The 19,738-nt window shown below is 73.3% G+C and carries 15 protein-coding genes; 5 read left to right on the top strand and 10 right to left on the bottom strand.

Translation table 11 applies throughout. The annotated features are described in order from the left end of the window. Positions 1–60 precede the first annotated feature (60 nt). The gene (locus tag IO30_RS0106655; RefSeq protein WP_031140253.1) at positions 61–3,624 is read right to left on the bottom strand and encodes a S8 family serine peptidase; all 3,564 of its coding nucleotides are present in this window, start codon (positions 3,622–3,624) and stop codon (positions 61–63) included. A gap of 168 nt (positions 3,625–3,792) precedes the next feature. On the opposite strand from IO30_RS0106655, the gene IO30_RS0106650 reads away from it, so the two are divergent. From IO30_RS0106650 to IO30_RS0106645, 3 genes are all read left to right on the top strand, one after another. Then, complete coding sequence (locus tag IO30_RS0106650) at positions 3,793–5,337, top strand: MFS transporter (RefSeq protein WP_051859003.1); 1,545 nt, start codon at positions 3,793–3,795, stop codon at positions 5,335–5,337. Positions 5,338–5,367: 30 nt separating this feature from the next. Continuing rightward, positions 5,368–5,490, top strand: a complete 123-nt coding sequence (locus IO30_RS47830) for a DUF6629 family protein (RefSeq protein WP_324617532.1) — start codon at positions 5,368–5,370, stop codon at positions 5,488–5,490. Between the two features lie 99 nt (positions 5,491–5,589). Further along, the gene (locus tag IO30_RS0106645; protein ID WP_031140249.1) at positions 5,590–7,239 is read left to right on the top strand and encodes a GMC oxidoreductase; all 1,650 of its coding nucleotides are present in this window, start codon (positions 5,590–5,592) and stop codon (positions 7,237–7,239) included. Positions 7,240–7,351: 112 nt separating this feature from the next. Here IO30_RS0106645 and IO30_RS0106640 read toward each other — a convergent pair whose 3' ends face one another. From IO30_RS0106640 to IO30_RS0106620, 5 genes are all read right to left on the bottom strand, one after another. After that, positions 7,352–7,831: a carboxymuconolactone decarboxylase family protein gene (locus tag IO30_RS0106640; RefSeq protein ID WP_031140247.1), complete on the bottom strand. Its 480-nt coding sequence runs from the start codon at positions 7,829–7,831 to the stop codon at positions 7,352–7,354. Beyond that, a complete protein-coding gene (locus IO30_RS0106635) occupies positions 7,828–8,910 on the bottom strand; it encodes an NAD(P)H-dependent amine dehydrogenase family protein (protein WP_031140245.1) in 1,083 nt (360 codons plus the stop codon). Before IO30_RS0106635 ends, IO30_RS0106640 begins: the two co-directional genes overlap by 4 nt. 79 nt (positions 8,911–8,989) lie before the next feature. After that, positions 8,990–9,142, bottom strand: coding sequence for a DUF6126 family protein (locus IO30_RS40130; RefSeq protein ID WP_234321617.1), 153 nt, complete (start codon positions 9,140–9,142; stop codon positions 8,990–8,992). Between the two features lie 46 nt (positions 9,143–9,188). Beyond that, complete coding sequence (locus IO30_RS0106625) at positions 9,189–9,842, bottom strand: helix-turn-helix domain-containing protein (protein WP_031140243.1); 654 nt, start codon at positions 9,840–9,842, stop codon at positions 9,189–9,191. Positions 9,843–9,900: 58 nt separating this feature from the next. Continuing rightward, entirely contained in the window at positions 9,901–11,439 is a 1,539-nt protein-coding gene (locus IO30_RS0106620) for an ATP-dependent DNA ligase (RefSeq protein ID WP_031140241.1), read from the bottom strand. A gap of 153 nt (positions 11,440–11,592) precedes the next feature. Here IO30_RS0106620 and IO30_RS0106615 point away from each other — a divergent pair, with 153 nt between their 5' ends. Continuing rightward, on the top strand, positions 11,593–14,379 hold the full coding sequence (locus IO30_RS0106615) for an alpha/beta fold hydrolase (RefSeq protein ID WP_031140239.1): 2,787 nt from the start codon (positions 11,593–11,595) through the stop codon (positions 14,377–14,379). Next, complete coding sequence (locus IO30_RS0106610) at positions 14,376–15,239, top strand: ABC transporter permease (RefSeq protein WP_031140237.1); 864 nt, start codon at positions 14,376–14,378, stop codon at positions 15,237–15,239. Before IO30_RS0106615 ends, IO30_RS0106610 begins: the two co-directional genes overlap by 4 nt. Positions 15,240–15,276: 37 nt before the next feature. Here IO30_RS0106610 and IO30_RS0106605 read toward each other — a convergent pair whose 3' ends face one another. The 4 genes from IO30_RS0106605 to galT all read right to left on the bottom strand — a co-directional run bounded on the left by IO30_RS0106605 (position 15,277) and on the right by galT (position 19,733). Continuing rightward, entirely contained in the window at positions 15,277–16,242 is a 966-nt protein-coding gene (locus IO30_RS0106605; RefSeq protein WP_031140235.1) for a D-2-hydroxyacid dehydrogenase family protein, read from the bottom strand. Continuing rightward, a complete protein-coding gene (locus IO30_RS0106600) occupies positions 16,239–17,189 on the bottom strand; it encodes an aldo/keto reductase (RefSeq protein ID WP_031140233.1) in 951 nt (316 codons plus the stop codon). Before IO30_RS0106600 ends, IO30_RS0106605 begins: the two co-directional genes overlap by 4 nt. Positions 17,190–17,535: 346 nt before the next feature. Continuing rightward, positions 17,536–18,693, bottom strand: coding sequence for a galactokinase (galK, locus tag IO30_RS0106595; RefSeq protein ID WP_031140231.1), 1,158 nt, complete (start codon positions 18,691–18,693; stop codon positions 17,536–17,538). After that, positions 18,690–19,733: a galactose-1-phosphate uridylyltransferase gene (gene galT / locus IO30_RS0106590; RefSeq protein WP_031140230.1), complete on the bottom strand. Its 1,044-nt coding sequence runs from the start codon at positions 19,731–19,733 to the stop codon at positions 18,690–18,692. The genes galK and galT overlap by 4 nt, the downstream gene beginning before the upstream one ends. Between the last annotated feature and the right edge of the window lie 5 nt (positions 19,734–19,738).

Here is a 19,738-nt window from a genome sequence, read left to right as displayed (position 1 = left end):
CCGGTCCCCGTACGGGGCCGGGCACCCGGGGGGCGGTGGTGTCCGCCCCCCGGGTGGTGGTCAGCCCTTGTCGGGGCGGTCGGTGACCCGCAAGGTGTTCAGCAGGGGCTTGCCGAATCCGCTGTGGGTGACGAAGCGGACGTTGAGGACCCCGTCCGTGACCGTGACCGTGTACGTGCGGGTCAGGGCCGTGTACGTGCCCGCCTCCAGGGAGATGTCCAGGGAGGGCAGGACCTGCGTGCCCTCGGCGAGGACGTCGAAGACGCGCTTGTTCGGCTTGGTCGAGGAGAGCTCCGCGAAGCCCAGCTCCACCGTGTAAGTACCGTTCGGGACGTTGTCGAAGCGGTACTCGTACATGCCTTCACGGGCGTTGCGGAACAGCCGCTGGTCGTCCGTGCCGGCGATCGTGCGGCCGGTGGACTGTACGGAGGCGTTCCCCTGGTAGCCGTAGGAGCCCGGGGTGTACTTGCGGTCCGGGGACCAGCTGTCGCCCGCGGCGTCCGTGCCCGCGTAGTCGGAGCCCGCGTCCAGGGCGGCCTGGTAGCGCGGTACGACGACCTTGACGGGGACGGTGAGGACCGGGGTCCGGCCGCTCGCCGAGGTGATCTTCAGGTCCGCGGTGAGGACCGTGCCCGGGGCCAGGCCCGTCGTGTCCACGGCGAGGCCGATCGGGGCCTTGCCGCCGGTGGGGAGGGTGCCCGTGCCGGGTGTGGCCGTCAGCCAGGCCGCGTCCTCGGTGACCGTGAAGTCCGTGCCGAGGCCCGGGTTGGTCAGGTCCAGGGTGCGGGTGCGCTTCTGGTCCGCCCCGAGGACGACCTCCACGGACGGCTTGGACGCCGTGACCTTGCCGGTGCGCAGCGACTGCGTCACCGAGGTGACGTCGGCGGCCTTGACCTCGACCGTCGCCTGGGCCGGCTCGTACTGCGGCGCGGCGAGGGAGACGGCCCGCGAGCCCGAGGGGCTCTGGACGACGTATCCGCCGTCCGCCGCCGTGGTCGCCGACACCGCGGAGTCGCCGGTGCCCACAGTGACGGTGGCGCCCGCGACGCCGTTGCCGTCGTTGGCGTCGAGGACGCGGCCCGCCACCACACCGCTGCGGGTGGTGCGGAAGGCGATGGACAGGCCGTCCGAGATGACCGCGGTGTTGAAGGAGTACTTGAAGGCGTCGGTGCCGGCCGCGTTCTCCACGCCGACCGTGGCCGTGGAGCCGCCCTTGATGCCGGTGCCGCCCGTGCCCTTGTAGGAGTAGGTCACGGTGCCGTCCTCGCCGATCGCCGCGGAGAAGGAGAACTTCTCCGACTGCGCCGACCAGTGGGACACCTCGCGCCATTCGATGACGTAACTGCGGTGCGGGGCGGTGCCGGTGACGGCGGTGAAGACACCGGAGCCGCTGCCCGCCGCGCCGACGACGAGGTCGTCCCAGAACGGGTAGAGGGCCGCGTTGGGCGTGGCCGTGCTCGGGATGTCCCCGTTGATGTCACCGGTGTTGTTGCCGCCGAAGCTGACCGTGCCGTTCGTGCCGATCCAGGCCTGGCCGTACGTCTTTCCGTACAGCGGCAGCGGGAAGGGCAGGTCGGCGCGTTCGGTGGTGTTGTCGCCGGTCAGCGCGAGCTGCTTGGTGCCGGCTGCGTACGGGCGGTCGCCCGATGCGGCGCAGGCGTAGCCGTAGCCGTCGGTGCGCTCGGGGAGGTTCACGGCGACGGTGGTGTCGCCCGCGACGGTGGCCTTCGCCGTGCCGCCGGTGACGCAGCGGGAGGCGTGGGTGGCGTTCACGTCGTACGTGCCGTGCGGCAGGGTGACCTCGAAGCGGCCCTGGGCGTCGGTGGTCGCGGTGACCGGGGTGTCCGCGATCGTGACGGCAGCGCCCGCGGCGGGTCCGGCGGCCGAGGAGACCGTGCCGGTGAGCTTGCCGGAGGCGGCCTGGGTGAGGGTGAAGTCACCGGTGGCGGTGGCGTTCTCGGTGACCGTCGCCGTGGCCGTCTGCTGTCCGTAGCCGAACTTGGCCGCGGTCAGGGCGTAGTCGCCCACCGAGAGGGAGGCGAAGCTGTAGCTGCCGTCGGCGGCCGTGGTGGTCGTGCGGTCGATCGGGCCGTCGGCGGTGATGCGGGCTCCGGCGACGGGTTCGCCGGTGCCGGAGCGGACCGTGCCGCCGAGGGCGCCGATGGCGCCGCGCGGGGCGGCGTTCACCGCGGCGAGCACGTCGAGCCGGCCCTCGCCGAAGACGTTGTTGTCGGCGGGGGTGCCGCCGCACTGGCTGCTGTCGGTGTCGAGCGCGGTGCCGTCCAGCAGGGACTCGGTCTGCGCGAGGTCGCCTTCGAGGGCGGGTGCCGCGGACCAGAGCAGGGCCACGGCGGCCGCGGTGTGCGGCGAGGCCATGGAGGTGCCGGAGAAGGCCTCGTACCCGCCGCCGGGGACGGAGGAGCGGACGTTCACGCCCGGGGCGGCGATGTTGGGCTTGACGATGCCGCCGGGTCCCGCGCCGCGCGAGGAGAAGGACGCGATCGCGTTGTTGATGTCGAAGGCGCCGGAGCTGTAGGAGCTCGCGTAGTCGCCGGGCGAGCCGCTGGTGGAGCAGCCCGGGCCGGAGTTGCCGTTGGAGAAGGCGGGGAAGATGCCCGCGGCGCGCCAGGTGTTGACGATCTCCTGGTACCAGGTGTCGCCGCCCGAGCCGCCCCAGGAGTTGTTGACGATGTGCGGGGCCAGGTCGGGACGCGGGTTCTGGCCGTTCACGTCGGTCGGGGCGACGATCCACTGGCCGGAGGCGAGCAGGGAGGCCTCGGAGCAGGAGTTGGACTCGCAGCCCTTCGCGGCGATCCACTTGGCGCCGGGGGCCACGCCGATCTTGTTGGCGCCTCCGTCGTCCCCGACCATGGTGCCCATCGTGTGGGTTCCGTGGTCGTTGTTGTCGCAGGGCGCCGCGGTGTCGCAGACTCCCGCCGGGTCGAACCAGTTGTAGTTGTGGTCGTACGAGCCGTCCGCGTTCTTGCCGCGGTACTGGCCGTTGACGGCCGGGTGGGTGTAGTCCACGCCGCTGTCGATGTTGGCGACGACGATGCCCTCACCGCGGACACCGAGCTGGTCCCACACCTGGGGGGCCTTGATCCGGTCGATGTTCCACTCGACGGCGTCGGCGGCGGCCTTCTCCCGGCTGCCTTCGGCGGGCTTGGGGAGGGTGACCTTGTCGTCGGCGTCGATCCGGGAGACCTCGGGACGCCGGGCCAGGGCACCGGCCAGTTTTTCGCTGCCGACCACGCGGACCGCGTTCACGATCCAGTACGAGGTGTACTCGGCTCCGGCGCCCTGCAGGGCCTTGACGACCTCGGCCTGGCTGCGCGCGGCGTGGTCCTTCTTCACCCGCAGAACCGTTTCTGCCTTGGCGGCGCGGGTCTGCTGCTTCCCCGCGGCGGTCAGGTCGGCGGCGCTGTCGAGATAGACCCAGAAGACGGCCTTCGCGGAGGCGTCGAGCTGGGTGCGGAGCTCGGGTTCGATCTTGCGCTCGGCCGCACTCGGGGTGGGGCCGGGTTCCGGCGCGGCGGCGGCGACGCCCGCCCCGACCGGCAGGAGCAGGACCGAGGTCAGGGCGGCGAGCGCCGCGCGTAAGGGTCGTCTGTTGCGTTGTGCCACGTGTTGTCTCCTCGGACGCCGTGTGCAGGTTGTGCGGAAAGGGCGTGCGTGACGTGCGCGGGTCATGGTGAAGGAGGCGTCATGCGCATTACAAGAGGGCCTAATGAGCCGAGCTGCCGGGGCCGCCGCCGGGTGGCTGGACCCGGCCGGGCGGGTGAGCCTGAAGGCATGACCGCGACGCCCGGCGGACCCGCGTCCGGCCCCGGGGCCGGGGTCCGGCTCGGTACGGCGCGGGGGCGGTGGATCGTACTGACCACGGTGCTCGGCTCGGCCATGGCGCTGCTGGACTCCACCGTGGTCAACGTCGCCCTCCCCCGCATCGGCGAGGACCTCGGCGCCGACCTGGCCGTCCTGCAGTGGACGGTCAACGCCTATCTGCTGACCCTGGCCGGGCTGATCCTGGTCGGCGGCGCGCTCGGCGACCGGTTCGGGCGCCGCCGGATCTTCGTCCTCGGCGTGATCTGGTTCGCCGTCGGCTCCCTGCTGTGCGGGATCGCGCCGAACGCCGGGGTCCTGATCGGCGCCCGGGCCCTCCAGGGCGTGGGCGGCGCCCTGCTCACCCCCGGCTCCCTCGCTCTGATCCAGGCCTCCATCCACCCCGAGGACCGGGCCCGGGCGGTGGGACTGTGGTCCGGTCTGGGCGGGGTGGGCGCTGCCGTGGGGCCGTTCCTCGGCGGCTGGCTGGTGGACGGACCCGGCTGGCGCTGGGTGTTCCTGCTGAACGTGCCGCTGGCTGCGGTCTGCGTACCGGCGGCGCTGCGGCACGTGCCGGAATCGCGGGACCCGCAGGCCCACGGGCGGTTCGACGTGCTCGGCGCGGCGCTCGGCGCCTCGTCGCTGGCCCTGCTCACCTACGCCCTGATCGAGGCCCGGTCCGCCACCGCGCTGGTGGTGGCGGCATCGGTGGGCGGTGTCGTGCTGGGCGTGCTGTTCGTGTGGGTGGAGCGCAGACGGGCCGATCCGATGGTGCCGCCGGAGATCTTCGCCTCGCGCCAGTTCACGGCCGTCAACCTGGTCACCCTGTGCGTCTACGCGGCCTTCGGCGGATTCTTCTTCCTGGTCGTCCTCCAGCTCCAGGTGGTCTCCGGGTACTCGGCCCTGCAGGCCGGGGCCGCGCTGCTGCCGACCACCGCGCTGATGCTGCTGCTCTCGGCCCGGTCCGGGGAGCTCGGGGAGCGGATCGGGCCGCGCATCCCGCTCACCGTGGGGCCGCTGCTGTGCGCGGCCGCGATGCTGCTCATGCTGCGGGTGGGGCCGCAGGCCTCGTACGTACGGGACGTGCTGCCCGCGCTGCTGGTGATGGGCACGGGCATGGTGGTCCTGGTGGCTCCGCTGACCTCGGCCGTCCTGGCCGCGGTGGACCCCGGGCGGGCGGGTCTGGCCAGTGGCGTCAACAACGCCGTGGCCCGGGCGGCCGGGCTCCTCGCGGTGGCGGCGCTGCCGCTGCTGGCCGGGATGGGGCCGGAGGCGTACCGCTCGGCGGAGCAGTTCGACGCCGCCTTCGGACGGGCCATGCCCTGGTGCGCGGGCATCCTGGTGGTCGGCGCCGCCGTGGCCTGGGCGACCGTACGCACCCCGGCGCCCGGAGGCTGCCACCCGGAGTGCCGGACGCACTGCGCGGTGACCGCGCCGCCGCTCGAACCCCCGCAGTCACGGCCGCAGCCCCCGGCCGCCGCAGGCCCGCACGGGTCCGGGTCCGGGTCCGGCTCCTAGGACCGGGACCCGTTGACGGCCGCGGGCGCGGTGATCTGCGCGGCGCCGTGGAGGCCGGAATTCGCCTTCGCCTGGTGCGCCTTCGCGGCGGTCGCATCGGTGCTGGTCCTTGGCCGGGTACGGCGCCGGGAACCCGCCGTTCCTGTGACGTGATCGGCCGAAAGTTACGAAGTTACCTAGAGGTATGTAGTGACTTCACAAGCGGGCGGCAGTAGAACTCGTTCCCATTCAGCCTAGAGTGAGGAACGTCACATGAGCGAGAATGGCGTGCCCAGGCGTGGTTCCAATGGGCTTTCCCGTCGTGGATTCATCGCTAGAACAAGTTCTATCCTGGGGTCCGTGGTCCTGGCCGGTCAGATCACCGCGTCCCAGGCTCGTGCGGCCGCCGCGGGCCCGACCGCCGCGATCGGCAACGGTGCCCAGGTACCGGTCCTGGTGATCGGCACCGGCTACGGAGGATCCGTGGCGGCCCTGCGCCTGGCCCAGGCCGGCGTCGACGTGCACATGATCGAGATGGGCATGGCCTGGGACACCCCGGGCAGCGACGGGAAGATCTTCGCCCACACGACCAACCCGGACTACCGCTCCTACTGGCTGCGCACCAAGACCAAGGCGCCGCTCAGCAACTTCCTCGGCTTCCCGATCGACAAGAACGTCCCGAAGTACACGGGCATCCTCGACGCCGAGGAAATGGGCGGGATCATCGTCTACCAGGGCCGCGGGGTCGGCGGCGGCTCGCTCGTCAACGGCGGCATGGCGGTCACGCCCAAGCGGCAGAACTTCAGCTCCGTACTGCCCTCGGTCAACGCGGACGAGATGTACGACACCTACTACCCCCGGGCCAACGCCGGCCTCGGGGTCGGCCTGATCGACCCGGCCTGGTTCGACACCGTGGACTGCTACCAGTACGCCCGCGTGGGCCGCAAGCACGCCCAGCGCTCCGGCTTCCCCTTCGTCTTCGTGCCGGACGTGTACGACTGGGACTACATGAAGCAGGAGGCAGCCGGCACGGTCCCCAAGTCCGCGGTCAGCGGGGAGATCCTCTACGGCAACAACTACGGCAAGAAGTCGCTCCAGCAGACCTACATCGCGGCGGCCAAGGCCACCGGCAAGGTCACCATCTCCCCGCTGCACCAGGTCACCTCGGTGGCCCCGGCGGCCGGCGGCGGCTACACGGTGAGCATCAACCAGCTCAACACCGAGGGCGCAGTGGTGGCCACCAAGACCGTGACCTCGGCCCGGGTGTTCTTCGCCGCGGGCAGCGTCGGCACCAGCAAGCTGCTCGTCAAGCTGAAGGCCACCGGGGTGCTCCCCGCCCTGAACGACGAGATCGGCAAGGGCTGGGGCGACAACGGCAATGTCATGTGCGGCCGCGCGAACCACATGTGGGACGCCACCGGCAAGGTCCAGGCCTCCATCCCCTGCGGCGGCATCGACAACTGGGACGCGGGCGGCGCCTTCGCCGAGGTGGCCCCGCTGCCGACGGGGATCGAGACCTACGCCTCCTTCTACCTGTCCATCACCAAGAACCCGCACCGGGCCCAGTTCTCCTGGAACGCGGCGGCGGGCAAGGTCGACCTGAACTGGCAGACGGCGTGGAAGCAGCCGTCCATCGACATGGCAAAGTCCATCTTCGACAAGATCAACAAGAAGGAGGGGACGATCTACCGGACCGATCTCTTCGGCACCAACAAGATCTGGGGCGACCACCTCACCTACCACCCCCTCGGCGGCGCGGTACTGGACAAGGCCACCGACAACTACGGGCGGCTGCACGGCTACAGCGGCCTGTACGTGATCGACGGCGCGCTGATCCCCGGCAACACCACCGTCAACCCGTTCGTCACCATCACGGCGCTCGCCGAGCGGAACATCGAGAAGATCATCGCCACCGACCTCTAGCGGGGGCCGGACGCGCGGAGACCGGGGCCGATCGGGCGTACCGATCGGCCCCGGACCCGTGTGCCGGTCCCGCGGACCCGTGTGCCGGCCCCGCGCCCGTGTCGGGGCCAGGTCAGTGGCCCGGCAGCATGCAGACGCTGTCGAGGCCGAGGACGTGGTTGAGGCGGCCGAAGGCCAGCCAGGACCCGATGCTCATCGTCAGCTCCACGATCTCGAGCTGGCTGTAGTGCGCGGTCATCCGGTCCCAGAACTCCTCGTCCAGGCCGTGGTGGTCGAGGGTGTACCGCTCGGCGTACTCCGCCGCCAGCCGGGTGCGCTCGTCGAACGCCCCGGTGGTGCGCCACTCGGTGACCGCCTCGGAGAACTCCTCCTCGACCTTCTCCCCCTCCCGTTCGGTGCGCCAGTCGAGGCAGAAGACGCACCCGTTGATCTGCGCGACGCGCAGCCGGGCGGCCTCGAACTCGCGCAGCCCCAGGGTGGTGTGGGCGTACACCGACAGGGAGAAGTTGGCGGCGGCCATGCCGATGCCGGGGACCATGTCTCCCCACACGTACTCGATCGGGTGCTGGCCTTCGGGGATGTCGATCCTCATGTCGTCTTCCTTCCGAGTTTGCCGACGGCGGGGCGCAGCGGGACGTCGAGGGCGTCGTAGAGGCCGGGTTCCGCCCCGACGAGCCAGTCGATCGCGCCCACCAGGCGTCCGACGGCGGTGGCGTTGCCTCCCGCGGAGCGGTTCTCGCCCTCGTCGGTGGCCTCGATGGTGACCTCGATGCGGGGGCGGCCCTCGATGACGACCCGGTGGGCGCCGTCGCCCCCGTCGGGCGGCATCGGCCAGTCCGGTGCGCAGGAGGAGTGGATGCGGGTGACGTGCTCGATGACGATGCGGGGCTCGCCGCCCACGACGCCCTGCACCTCGAAGCGGATGGCGCCCTGGGTGCCGGCCTCGAACTCGCCCATCGTCCGGGTCGTGACGGTGGTGTCGAGCGGGCGCCGGTCCAAGGTCTCGCGGATCTCGTCCAGTTCGACGCCCAGCGCCCGGGCCATCATCCGTATCTGCCCGCCCCACACCATGGTCGGCACGGAGGGCAGGAGCATCATCGGCTGGTAGTCCATGGGCTGGCCCATGCCTACGAGGTAGCGCACGGAGTCGGGCTGGTCGTAGGTGGAGTAGTCGAATATCTCCTGGCAGCGGATGACGTCGACGGTGGTGCCCAGGCCACTGAGCAGCAGCGGGAGCACGTCGTTGCCCCAGCCGGGGTCGACGCCCGAGGCGAAGAGCGAGCCGCCGCCCTCCGTGACGGCGGCCAGGACCGGGTCGCGGAACTCGGGCGGGGCGTTGCGGTGGTCGTAGAGCGGGTAGAGGGCGGGGCTGACGACCACGGCGCCGGAGCGGACGGCCCGGGTGATGTCGGCGAGGGCGTCGTCGGGGCGGACGTCCCCGGAGGCCGCGTACACCACGGCCTGCGGACGGGCGGCCAGGACCGCCTCGATGTCGTCGGTGGCGGCGACCCCCAACGGGTGGTCGAGTTCGCCGAGTTCGCCCGCGTCGCGGCCGACCTTGGCTGGATTGTGGACGATGACGGCGGTGAGCTTCAGCGCGGGATGGGCCTCGACGGCGCGGATGGCCAAGCGGCCGACGTTGCCGGTACCCCAGACAACCGTGGAAATCATGCGCGGAGGGTAGCGACAGGACCTGCAGGTTTCCAGAGTGGTGAGCGCTGCAACCGGGAGGGCTTCGGCGCCCCTCGCGTCACTGGTTCTCGGCGCCCAGGACGAAGAGGAGGTAGACGAAGAAGGCGAAGAGGTGGCCGACGAACAAGTAGGCGATCAGCCGGATCACCAGGCCGCGCGGGAACTTCGACTCGATGCGGGCCCGTACGGTGGTGGGCGCTGTCTCGGACACGGGTGACACGTCGTTCTCTCCCTGGGACACGGGTACGGCTCCTCGGCTATCGGTGGTGCGTGGTGGCGCCCGCGCCGAGGCACAGCCCGGCGAGGCTGCTCTGCAGCAGGGTGTGGACGAACAGGAGGTCGGCGCCGCCGGCGCCGGCCGCCCCGATCCGGTGCGGGGTGAGCGAGTCGAAGTGCGCGCTGTCCCCGGGCTCCAGCAGGTACTCGGTCTCCCCCAGGTGCAGCCGCAGCCGCCCCTTCAGCACGTACAGCCATTCCTCGCCGGGGTGTACGCGGACCAGCTCGCCCTGGCTGCGGCCTTCCGGGACGTGCACGCGCAGGGCCTGCATCCCCCGTCCGGAGCCGCCGGCCTGCCAGTACGTCCAGCCGTCGGCCTCGCGGGCGCCCGGACCGCCGGCCCGTACGATGGGATCGGCGACGGCGGGTGTCTCGCCGAGCAGCTCGGAGACGGTCGTGCCGTAGGTGCGGGCCAGCTCCAGCAGCAGGGGCAGCGAGGGCTGGCGCCGGCCGGTCTCCAGGCGGGACAGGTGGGCGGGCGAGAGTCCGGCGCGGGCGGCGGCCGCTTCCAGCGTGAGCCCGGTGCGGCGGCGCAGGGCGCGCAGCTGCGGAGCGACGCTGGGGAGTTCCTCGGCGGGGCCGGGTTCGGCTCCGGGTTCGACTCCGGGGCTTCCGGGGGTGGGACCGGTTGTCATGCCTCGATTGAGCCAGAACCTTGCCCCGGTGGCAATCCGTCTTACCTCAGAGGCAAATTCATCCTGGGCCGGGCTGCTGCCCGAGCACCGTCTCCACGGTATCGGCCTGTTCCGCGCTCTTGTCCGGGCGGTGTCTGAGCACCCGGGCGAAGCGCAGGGCGACGCCGGCCGGGTAGCGCGAGGAGCGCTGGAGGCCGTCGTAGGCGATCTCCACCACCAGCTCGGGCCGCACCCGGACGGTGAACCCGTCGTCGGAGGTCGCGAGCTCCTTCAGCCGGGCGGTCTGCCAGCGCAGCATCTCGTCCGTGAGCCCCTTGAAGGTCTTCCCCAGCATGGCGTGCCCGCCGTCGGCGGTCCGGGCCCCCAGGTGCAGGTTCGACAGGAGTCCGGTGCGCCGCCCGTGGCCCCATTCTGCGGCGAGCACCACCAGGTCGAGGGTGTGCACGGGCTTCACCTTGAGCCAGTGCCTGCCCCGCCTGCCCGCCGCGTATGAGGACTCCAGAGCCTTGACCACGACGCCCTCGTGGCCGCGGCCCAGGGTGGCGGCCGAGAACTCCTCGGCCTCGGCCGCCTGCGCCGCCGGGTCCTCGACCACGAGCCTGCCGACCCGGGCGGTCTCGGGGACGAGGGCGGCGAGGGCCGCGTACCGTTCGCGCACCGGGAGGTCGAGCAGGACCTCCTCCCCGGCGACCAGGACGTCGAAGAAGTACGGGGCGACGGGCAGGGTCCGGCGGGCGGCCGCCACGTCGATGCGCGATCCGACCCGGCTCGCGATCTCCTGGAAGGGCACGGGGCGCCCGTCCGCCGTCCGTCCGATGACCTCGCCGTCGAGGACGAACCGCTCCCCGGGCAGCGACCTGGCGAGTTCGGCCACCTCCGGCAGCCGGTCGGTGATCTCGTCGAGGGAGCGCGTGTACACCCGTACGTCCTGGCCCTCGCGGTGCACCTGGATGCGGATGCCGTCGAGCTTCTCCTCGACGGCGCAGGGTCCGAGCGCCTCCAGCGCCGCGGTCACCGAGGACGCGGTGTGCGCCAGCATCGGCTGCACGGGCCGCCCGACGCGGAGGGTGAACCCGCCGAGCGCCTCCGCTCCCCCGGCCAGGACGGCCGCGCCGACCCGGGGCAGCGAGCCGTCGAGCATGACGGCCCGGCGCAGATCGGCGGCCGGCACGGCGGCGGCCGCGGCCACGCCCTCCAGAGCCACCGCGTCCAGTGCGCCCTGGCGGACCTCGCCGGACAGCAGGCTGCGCAGGAAGTCCTGCTCGGCCGCGGTCGCCGCGCCCAGGAGGCTGTCGACGACGGCGCTGCGCCGGGCGGCGGCTCCGGTGCCCGCGACGGCGGCGAGCGCGGTGACCGCCTCGTCCACGGCCCGGACGGTGAGGGTGGGCTCCGCTGCGGGCGCGCTCTGGCGGCCGAGGGCGCGCCAGCCGATGCCGGGGCGGCCCTGCGGGAGCCGCCCGGAGAGGTAGGAGATCACCAGGTCGGCCTCCTCGGGGGCGGCCGCGGCGAAGACTTCCGCGAGCAGAGCCGTCTTGCGGGACCTGGCGGAGGTCCCGGCGACCTCCCGGGACGCGCGCGCGAGTTCGGCCAGCAGCATGCGGCCATCCTCCCGCCCCCGGACGCACCCCGCAGGTCGGGCCGCCGTACCGCAGGTGCGGTACGTGTCCGCGGTCCGTGTACTCCTCGGGAAGGTCGGGACATCCCCCTTGCGGCGCTCGGGCGCGCGCCGCCGGGCGTCTAGGGTTCCCGTATGAAGCTCCGACTGCCCCGGCGCCGCCGCGACCGCCTCCTCGCGGGCGCCGCGGCCCTCGCCGTCGTCGCGGGGGCCGGTACGTGGACCGCCACGGCCGCGTCCGACGGCGCACCGCCCGTCCACCGCCAGGACCACGTGATCGGCATGCCCGGCTCCGACGGGCCCGAGGTCCCCGTCGACACCTCCTACTTCACGGCGGGCGGCACGCACAAACGTCCCGCGGTGCTCCTCGGGCACGGTTTCGGCGGCAGCAAGGACGACGTCCGCGCCCAGGCCGAACAGCTCGCCCGCGACGGGTACGCGGTCCTGACCTGGTCGGCGCGCGGCTTCGGCCGCTCCGGCGGCCGGATCGGGCTGAACGATCCCGCGTACGAGGTCAAGGACGTCTCGCGCCTCGTGGACTGGCTCGCGGCCCGGCCCGAGGTGCAGCTCGACGGGGACGGCGATCCGCGCGTCGGCATGTCCGGTGCCTCCTACGGTGGCGCGGTGGCGCTGCTCGCCGCCGGGCACGACCGGCGGGTGGACGCGATCGCCCCGCAGATCACCTACTGGAACCTGGCGGACTCCCTCTTTCCCGGCGGCGTCTTCAAGAAGCTGTGGGCCGGGATCTTCTTCACCACCGGCTCGGCCGGGGGCATGCAGCCCGGACCGTCCGCCCCGTCCGAGCAGACGGGCCCGACCGGGCAGACCGGCTCGTCCGGGCCGCAGGGAGCGCAGGCGGCCGGACCGCAGCCCGCGCCCGGGTGCGGACGGTTCCAGCCGGAGCTCTGCGCGATGTACGAGCGGGTGGCGGTGGCCGGGAAGCCCGATCCCGAGGCCCGCGCGCTGCTGGAGCAGCGCAGCCCTTCGGCCGTCGGCGACCGGATCAAGGTGCCGACCCTGGTCGTGCAGGGCCAGGACGACTCCCTGTTCCCGCTGGATCAGGCCGATGCCATGGCCAAGGCCATCGCCGCCAACGGCGCTCCGGTCTCCGTGGACTGGGCGGCGGGCGGGCACGACGGCGGGATGAGCGAGGCGGACCGCATCGAGGGCCGGGTGACGGCCTGGTTCGACCGCTACCTCAAGGAGGACGGGGCCGCGGGCGGCACGGACACCGGCCCGGCGTTCCGGGTCTCGCGCTCGGGCGGCATCGATTCCACCGACGGCGCCGTGCAGGTGCGCGGCGCGAGCGGAGACCGGTACCCGGGCCTCACCCCGGGCCCCCGCGAGTTCGCCCTGACGGGGCGCGAGCAGACCTTCGCCAATCCGGCGGGCGGGGCGCCGCCCGCACTGTCCGCCCTGCCCGGCATCGGCGGCCAGCTCGCCGCGTTCGGCGCCGGGCTCTCGCTGGACTTCCCGGGGCAGAACGCACGGTTCGAATCGGAGCCCCTGGACAAGGACGTACGCATCACCGGCACCCCGACCGTCACCCTGAACGTGAGGTCGACGGCTGCGGACGGAAGCGCCGTGCTGTTCGGCAAGGTGTACGACGTCGGGCCCGACGGACGCCGGCAGGTCCTGCCCCACCAGCTGGTCGCCCCGGTCCGGGTGGAGGGCGCCCAGCAGGGCAAGGAGGTCCGGCTCGCGCTGCCCGCGATCGACCACGCCGTCGAGGCGGGGCACCGGCTTCGGCTGGTCGTCGCCGCCACCGACCTCGGCTACGCGAGCCCCGCCGCGCCGGCCGCCTACACGGTCTCGGCGCAGGGCCCGCTGGCCGTCCCCGTCGCCGAGGGCGTGAGCACCGGCTCCTCCGGGCTGCCCGCCTGGAGCTGGGGACTCCCGCTGGGCGCGGCCGTGCTGGCCGCCGCACTGCTCGGGATCCGCCGGACCGGCCCGGGGGCCACGGGCGGACGGGGCGGGCCGAACACGCAGCCGGACCCGGCGCTGGCCGACGTACCGCTGGAGATCACGGGGCTGACCAAGCGGTACGCGAAGGCCCAGGACCGGTACGCCGTACGGGACCTGTCGTTCCGCGTGGAGAAGGGGCAGGTGCTGGGGCTGCTCGGGCCCAACGGTGCCGGGAAGACCACGACCCTGCGGATGCTGATGGGGCTGATCTCCCCGGACGCCGGGGAGATCCGGGTGTTCGGGCACGCGGTACGGGCCGGCGCTCCGGTGCTGTCGCGGGTCGGGGCCTTCGTGGAGGGCGCCGGGTTCCTGCCGCACCTGACGGGCCGCGCCAATCTGGAGCTGTACTGGCAGGCCACCGGCCGGCCCGTCGAGGACTCGCACATGGCGGAGGCGCTGGAGATCGCCGGGCTCGGCGACGCGCTGGAGCGCGCGGTGCGCACGTACTCGCAGGGCATGCGCCAGCGGCTGGCGATCGCGCAGGCCATGCTCGGGATGCCGGACCTGCTCATCCTCGACGAGCCGACGAACGGTCTGGACCCGCCGCAGATCCGGGAGATGCGGGACGTGATGATCCGCTACGCGGCGGGCGGGCGGACGGTCATCGTCTCCAGCCACCTGCTGTCGGAGGTGGAGCAGTCCTGTACGCACCTGGTGGTCATGGACCGGGGCAGGCTGGTGCAGGCGGGCGAGGTCGCCGAGATCACCGGCGGGGGCGACACCCTGCTGGTGACGCTGGCCGGGCCGGTGGACGAGGTGGGCGTCGAGAAGGTGGCGGCGCTGGAAGGAGTGGGTTCCGTGGTGGCCGCCGATGACGGGCTGCTCGTACGGCTCGAAGGGGCGACGGCCGCCGGGCTGATCGCCGAACTCGTACGGCTGGAGGTGCCGGTGACCGGAGTGGGGCCGCACCGCCGCCTGGAGGACGCGTTCCTCACCCTGATCGGAGGTCCGGCATGAGCGCCGTACAGGAGGTGGCCCCGGGCTACCGGGCGAGTCGTACGCTGCCGCTGCGCGTGGAGGCGCTGAGGCAGTGGCGCCGACGGCGGACGCTGGTGATGGGCGGGGTGCTGGCGGCGCTGCCGGTCATCCTGATGGTCGCCTTCGCCGTCGGCGGCGGTCCCGGCAGCCGGGGCGGCGGGAACGGCCGGATCACCCTCATCGACACGGCCACGGCGTCCGCCGCGAACTTCGCCGCGACCTCCCTGTTCGTCTCGGCGGGCTTCCTGCTGGTGGTGCCCGTGGCCCTGTTCTGCGGGGACACGGTGGCCTCGGAGGCGAGCTGGTCCTCGCTGCGCTACCTGCTGGCCTCGCCGGTGCCGCGGGCGCGGCTGCTGTGGAGCAAGCTGGTGGTGGCGCTGGGCTTCAGCCTGGCGGCGATGGTGCTGCTGCCGGTGGTGGCGCTGGCGGTGGGCACGGCCGCGTACGGCTGGGGGCCGCTGCAGCTCCCCGCGGGCGGGGCGCTCGCCGCCGGGGACACGGTGCCGCGCCTCGCGCTGGCGGTGGCGTTCGTCTTCGTGTCGCAGCTGGTGACGGCCGGTCTGGCGTTCTGGCTGTCCACGCGCACGGACGCGCCGCTGGGCGCGGTCGGCGGGGCGGTCGGACTGACGATCGTGGGCAACGTGCTGGACGCGGTGACCGCGCTCGGATCCTGGCGCGAGTTCCTGCCGGCGCACTGGCAGTTCGCGTGGGCCGACGCCTTGCAGCCCCAGCTGGAGTGGGGCGGCATGATCAAGGGAGCGGCGGTGTCCGTGTCGTACGCGCTGGTGCTGTTCGCCCTCGCCTTCCGCGGGTTCTCCCGCAAGGACATCGTGTCCTGAGCCGGGTGGGGGCCCTGCGGGCCTGAGCCCCGCAGGGCTAGGGAAGTACGCGTACGGGTGAGCCGTCGAGGAAGGCACGGATGTCCTCGACGGCTTCGCCGTAGTACGTGGCGTAGTTGCCGCGTGTCACATAGCCCAGGTGGGGCGTCGCCAGCAGGCGGGGAGCGGTGCGCAGGGGGTGGTCCTGCGGCAGCGGTTCGACGTCGAAGACGTCGGTCGCCGCGCCCGCGATGCTTCCCCGGTGCAGGGCCTCCAGCAGCGCCTCCTGGTCGACCAGGGCCGACCGGGAGGTGTTGACGAGGCAGGCGGTCGGGCGCATCAGGGCCAGTTCGGCGGCGCCGATGAGGCCGCGGGTGCGCTCGCCGAGCACGAGGTGCAGGGAGACGAAGTCGCTGCCCGCGAGGAGTTCCTCCTTGGACGCGGCGTGCGCGACGCCCACGTCCGCGGCCCGCTGTGCAGTGAGGTTCGGGCTCCAGGCCGTCACGTCCATGCCGAAGGCGAGGCCGATCTGGGCGACGCGGCTGCCGATCTTGCCGAGGCCGAGCAGGCCGAGCCTGCTGCCGTACAGGTCGGCGCCGACCGTGCTCTGCCAGGGGCCGCGGCCGCGCAGGGCCTCGTTCTCGGTGACGAGCCCGCGGGCCAGGCCGAGCAGCAGGGCCCAGGTCAGCTCCACGGGCGGGGTGGAGGAGCTGCCGGTGCCGCAGACGGTGATGCCGCCCCGTGCGGCGGCCGCGTAGTCGATCACCGAGTTCCGCATGCCGCTGGCGACGAGCAGTCTGAGCCGGGGCAGCCGGTCGAGCAGCGAGGCCGGGAAGGCGACGCGTTCGCGGAGCGTGACGACGATGTCGAAGTCGGCCAGGCGGGCGGCGAGCTCGTCCTCGTCGCCGAGGTGGTCGGGGAAACCGACCACCTCCACGCGGCCCGCCAGCGGGGACCAGTCGGCGTGCATGGCCGCCGCCCCCTGGTAGTCGTCGAGGACCGCGCAGCGCAGCGGGCCCGTCATGCGGGTGCGCCCGGCGCGATCGCGTCGATCTCGGCGAGCAGCCCGGGGTCCAGCGGGCGGTCGGCGACGGCGGCGTTGGCGCGGACCTGTTCCGCGGTGGTGGCTCCGGCGATGACGGAGGCGCAGCCGGGCTGCGCGGAGAGCCAGCCGACGGCGAGTTCGAGGACGCTGCGGCCGTGCCGGCCGGCCAGCGCGGCCAGTTCCTCCACCACGTCGAGCCGTTCCTCGGTGAGGTAGGCGTCGCGGCCTTCGAGGCGGGAGCCGGGCGGGACGGGCGCGCCGCGGCGGATCTTGCCGGTCAGCAGGCCGTTGGCGAGGGGGAAGTACGGGAGCACGCCGACGCCGTAGTGCAGGGCGGCCGGAACCAGCTCTCGTTCGGCCGAACGCTCCAGCAGGGACCACTGGTTCTGCGCGGACACGAAGGGTGCCGCGCCCGTCTCGCGGGCGACGTGGGCGGCTTCGGCGAGCTGCCAGCCGGTGAGGTTCGAGTGCCCGATGTAGCGGATCTTGCCCTCGGTGACGAGCTCGGTGAGGGCGGCCAGGGTCTCCGCGACGGGCGTGGCCGGGTCGGGGCTGTGCAGCTGGTAGAGGTCGATGTGGTCGGTCTCCAGGCGGCGCAGCGACTCCTCGACGGCCCGGCGGATGTAGGCGCGGCCGCCGCGGGAGCCGGCAGCGGGTCCGTACTCCATGTCCATGCCGGCGAAACCGAACTTCGTGGCGAGGACCACCTGGTCGCGGCGGCCCTTGAGGGCCTGGCCCAGGTGGCGCTCGGAGCCGCCGCGGCCGCCGTAGATGTCGGCGGTGTCGAGGAGGGTGATGCCGGAGTCGAGGGCGGCGTCGACGACCTCGCGGGTGGCCCGGGCGTCGAGGCGGCCGCCGAAGTTGTTGCAGCCGAGGCCGACGGCGGAGACCTGAAGACCTGAACTGCCCAGGGGGAGATACCGCATGTGCTTCGTGTCCTCCGCGCTCGTACGGTGCCGGACCGGCCTCGGGCCAGTCTAGGAGGGGCCCGCCGGCCGCATGCCGACGGGCCCTGCCTCTGGGGTGGTGCGCGCCGCGGCATCGGCGGGCCCGGTGGTGGTGTGGAAGTCGCCGCGGTCTCAGCGGACTTCGCTCCGGCCCGCGGTCGGTCCGTGGCGTGGGAACGGGAGTGGACCTCGTCCCCGACCGGCCGGCCGGGCGGTCCCGTCCGCCGCGGCCGGGGAGAGCCGGCCGGGCGGGCCCGGCCGTCCCAGCACCGGGGCCGCCCGTCACAGGAGGGGGCCCGCGCGTCACACCGGGCGGGCCGGCCCGTCACACCAGGCGGGTCGCTCCGGCCGAAGGGGCCGCTGCCGTGATGCGGGGCGCCGCGTATCCCGCATCGCGGAACGCCCGGGTCACGGCCCGGCCCACCTCGGCCTCGGCCTCCGCGTCGATCAGGGCCAGGGCCGAGCCGCCGAAGCCGCCGCCCGTCATCCGGGACCCGTACGCGCCCGCCGCGTCGGCCGTGGCCACCGCCAGGTCGAGTTCCGGGCAGGACACCTCGTAGTCGTCGCGCAGCGAGGCGTGGCCCGCGGAGAGCAGCGGGCCGGTCTCGCGCAGCCGCCCGGCCCTCAGCAGCTCCTCTGTCCGTACGACCCGTTCGTTCTCGGTGACCACGTGCCGGACCCTGCTGCGCAGGACCGGGTCGCCGAGCCGGGCCAGCGCCCGGTCCAGTTCCCCGTACGGGAGGTCGCGCAGGGCGGGCAGTCCGAGGGCGGCGGCCGCCTCGTGGCAGGAGGACCTGCGTTGTGCGTAGGCCCCGTCGGCCAGGGCGTGCTTGACCCGCGTGTCGACGACGAGCAGGCGCAGGCCCGCCGCGGCGCAGTCGAAGGGGATGTGGCGCTGCTCCAGGCTGCGGGTGTCCAGGTGGAGGGCGTGGCCGTCGGTGGCGCACGCCGAGGCCATCTGGTCCATGACCCCGCAGGGGACGCCCACGTAGTCGTTCTCGGCGCGCCGGGCGAGGGCGGCCAGTTCGGGCCGGGTGAGCGGGAGCCCGTGGAGGTCTGTCAGGGCCAGCGCGGTGGCCACCTCCAGCGCCGCGGAGGAGGAGAGGCCCGCCCCCGTGGGCACGTCGGACCGGATCGTCAGATCGGCGCCGCTGACCGGAAGATCAGCGTCCAGCAGGGCCCAGACCACCCCGGCCGGGTACGCCGCCCAGCTGTCGGCGCCTTGCGGGGGCTGCGCCGGATCGAGCGCGGCGAGCTCGAAGGTCACCGCGCCGGACGGGACGTCGGCGGAGTGGACCCTGAGGATCCCGTCAGTGCGCCGGGCGGCGGCCACCTCGGTGCGCTGCGGCAGGGCGAAGGGCAGGGCGAAGCCGTCGTTGTAGTCGGTGTGTTCGCCGATCAGGTTGACGCGGCCGGGGGCTGCCCAGACCCCCTCGGGTCCGTACCCGTACAGTTCGCGGAATTCCCGCGCCGTCGCGTTCACCGGCTCGCCACCTCTCGCAGCCGGGCGGCCGCGTCCTCGGGTCGGACGTCGTTCATGTAGGCCTCCATCCCGGATTCGGTCCCCGCCAGGTATTTCAGCTTGTCGGCGGTGCGGCGGACCGTGAACAGTTCGAGGTGCAGCGCGAAGTCGGCGCGGCCGTCCCCGGCCGGGGCCTGGTGCCAGGCGGAGATGTACGGGGTCGGGCCGGGCAGGTCGAAGAGCCGGTCGAAGCGGCGCAGCAGCTCCAGGTACACGCGGGGGAACTCGGCGCGGGCCGCGTCGCCGAGGGCGGGCAGGTCGGGCACCCGCTGGTGCGGGTAGAGGTGGACCTCGTACGGCCAGCGCGCGGCGTACGGGACGAAGGCCGTCCAGTGCTCCCCTTCGAGGACGACGCGGGTGCCTTCGGCGCGTTCGGAGGCGAGGACCTCCTCGAAGAGGTTGCCCCCGGTGCGCTCCCGGTGGGCGGCGACGGTGGCGGTCATCCGGGCGGTGCGGGCCGTGACGAAGGGGAAGGCGTAGATCTGCCCGTGCGGATGGGCCAGGGTGACGCCGATCTCCGTGCCCCGGTTCTCGAAGCAGTAGACCTGGCGGACCCCGTCGCGGGCCGCGAGTTCGGCGGTGCGGTCGGTCCAGGCGGCCAGCACCAGCGCGGCGCGCTCCTCGTCGAGTTCGGAGAAGGAGGTGCGGTGGTCGGGGGTGAAGCAGATGACCTCGCAGCGGCCGGTGTCACCGGCGAGGGAGGGGAAGCGGTTCTCGAAGACCGCCACCTCGTAGTCCGGGGCCGGGATCTCGCTCGCGCGCCCCTCGGTGGACGGGCACAGCGGGCAGTCGTCGGCGGGCGGGTGGTAGGTGCGGGCCTGGCGGTGGGCGGCGATGACGACGGCGTCGCCGAGCAGCGGGTCCCGGCGCACTTCGGAGGTGGCCGGGGACGGGGCGGCGCCGAGCGGCCGGGTGTCGGGGAAGGCGCGGGCCGCGCCGTCGTCCCTGTCGTAGTAGAAGATCTCGCGGCCGTCGGCGAGACGGGAACTCGTGCGCTTCACGTGAG

Origin of the sequence: Streptomyces xanthophaeus, assembly GCF_000725805.1 — a bacterium.
Taxonomy (GTDB): domain Bacteria; phylum Actinomycetota; class Actinomycetes; order Streptomycetales; family Streptomycetaceae; genus Streptomyces; species Streptomyces xanthophaeus.
The sequence above is the reverse complement of the archived record's forward strand: the minus strand, read 5'-3'. Positions and strand labels throughout refer to the sequence as shown.

Excerpts from the sequence above, each read along its gene's own strand:
- IO30_RS0106650 (WP_051859003.1), top strand. The coding sequence starts at position 3,793 with ATGACCGCGACGCCCGGCGGACCCGCGTCCGGCCCCGGGGCCGGGGTC.
- IO30_RS0106645 (WP_031140249.1), top strand. The coding sequence starts at position 5,590 with ATGAGCGAGAATGGCGTGCCCAGGCGTGGTTCCAATGGGCTTTCCCGT.
- IO30_RS0106640 (WP_031140247.1), bottom strand. The coding sequence starts at position 7,831 with ATGAGGATCGACATCCCCGAAGGCCAGCACCCGATCGAGTACGTGTGG.
- IO30_RS0106635 (WP_031140245.1), bottom strand. The coding sequence starts at position 8,910 with ATGATTTCCACGGTTGTCTGGGGTACCGGCAACGTCGGCCGCTTGGCC.
- IO30_RS0106625 (WP_031140243.1), bottom strand. The coding sequence starts at position 9,842 with ATGACAACCGGTCCCACCCCCGGAAGCCCCGGAGTCGAACCCGGAGCC.
- IO30_RS0106620 (WP_031140241.1), bottom strand. The coding sequence starts at position 11,439 with ATGCTGCTGGCCGAACTCGCGCGCGCGTCCCGGGAGGTCGCCGGGACC.
- IO30_RS0106615 (WP_031140239.1), top strand. The coding sequence starts at position 11,593 with ATGAAGCTCCGACTGCCCCGGCGCCGCCGCGACCGCCTCCTCGCGGGC.
- IO30_RS0106610 (WP_031140237.1), top strand. The coding sequence starts at position 14,376 with ATGAGCGCCGTACAGGAGGTGGCCCCGGGCTACCGGGCGAGTCGTACG.
- IO30_RS0106605 (WP_031140235.1), bottom strand. The coding sequence starts at position 16,242 with ATGACGGGCCCGCTGCGCTGCGCGGTCCTCGACGACTACCAGGGGGCG.
- IO30_RS0106600 (WP_031140233.1), bottom strand. The coding sequence starts at position 17,189 with ATGCGGTATCTCCCCCTGGGCAGTTCAGGTCTTCAGGTCTCCGCCGTC.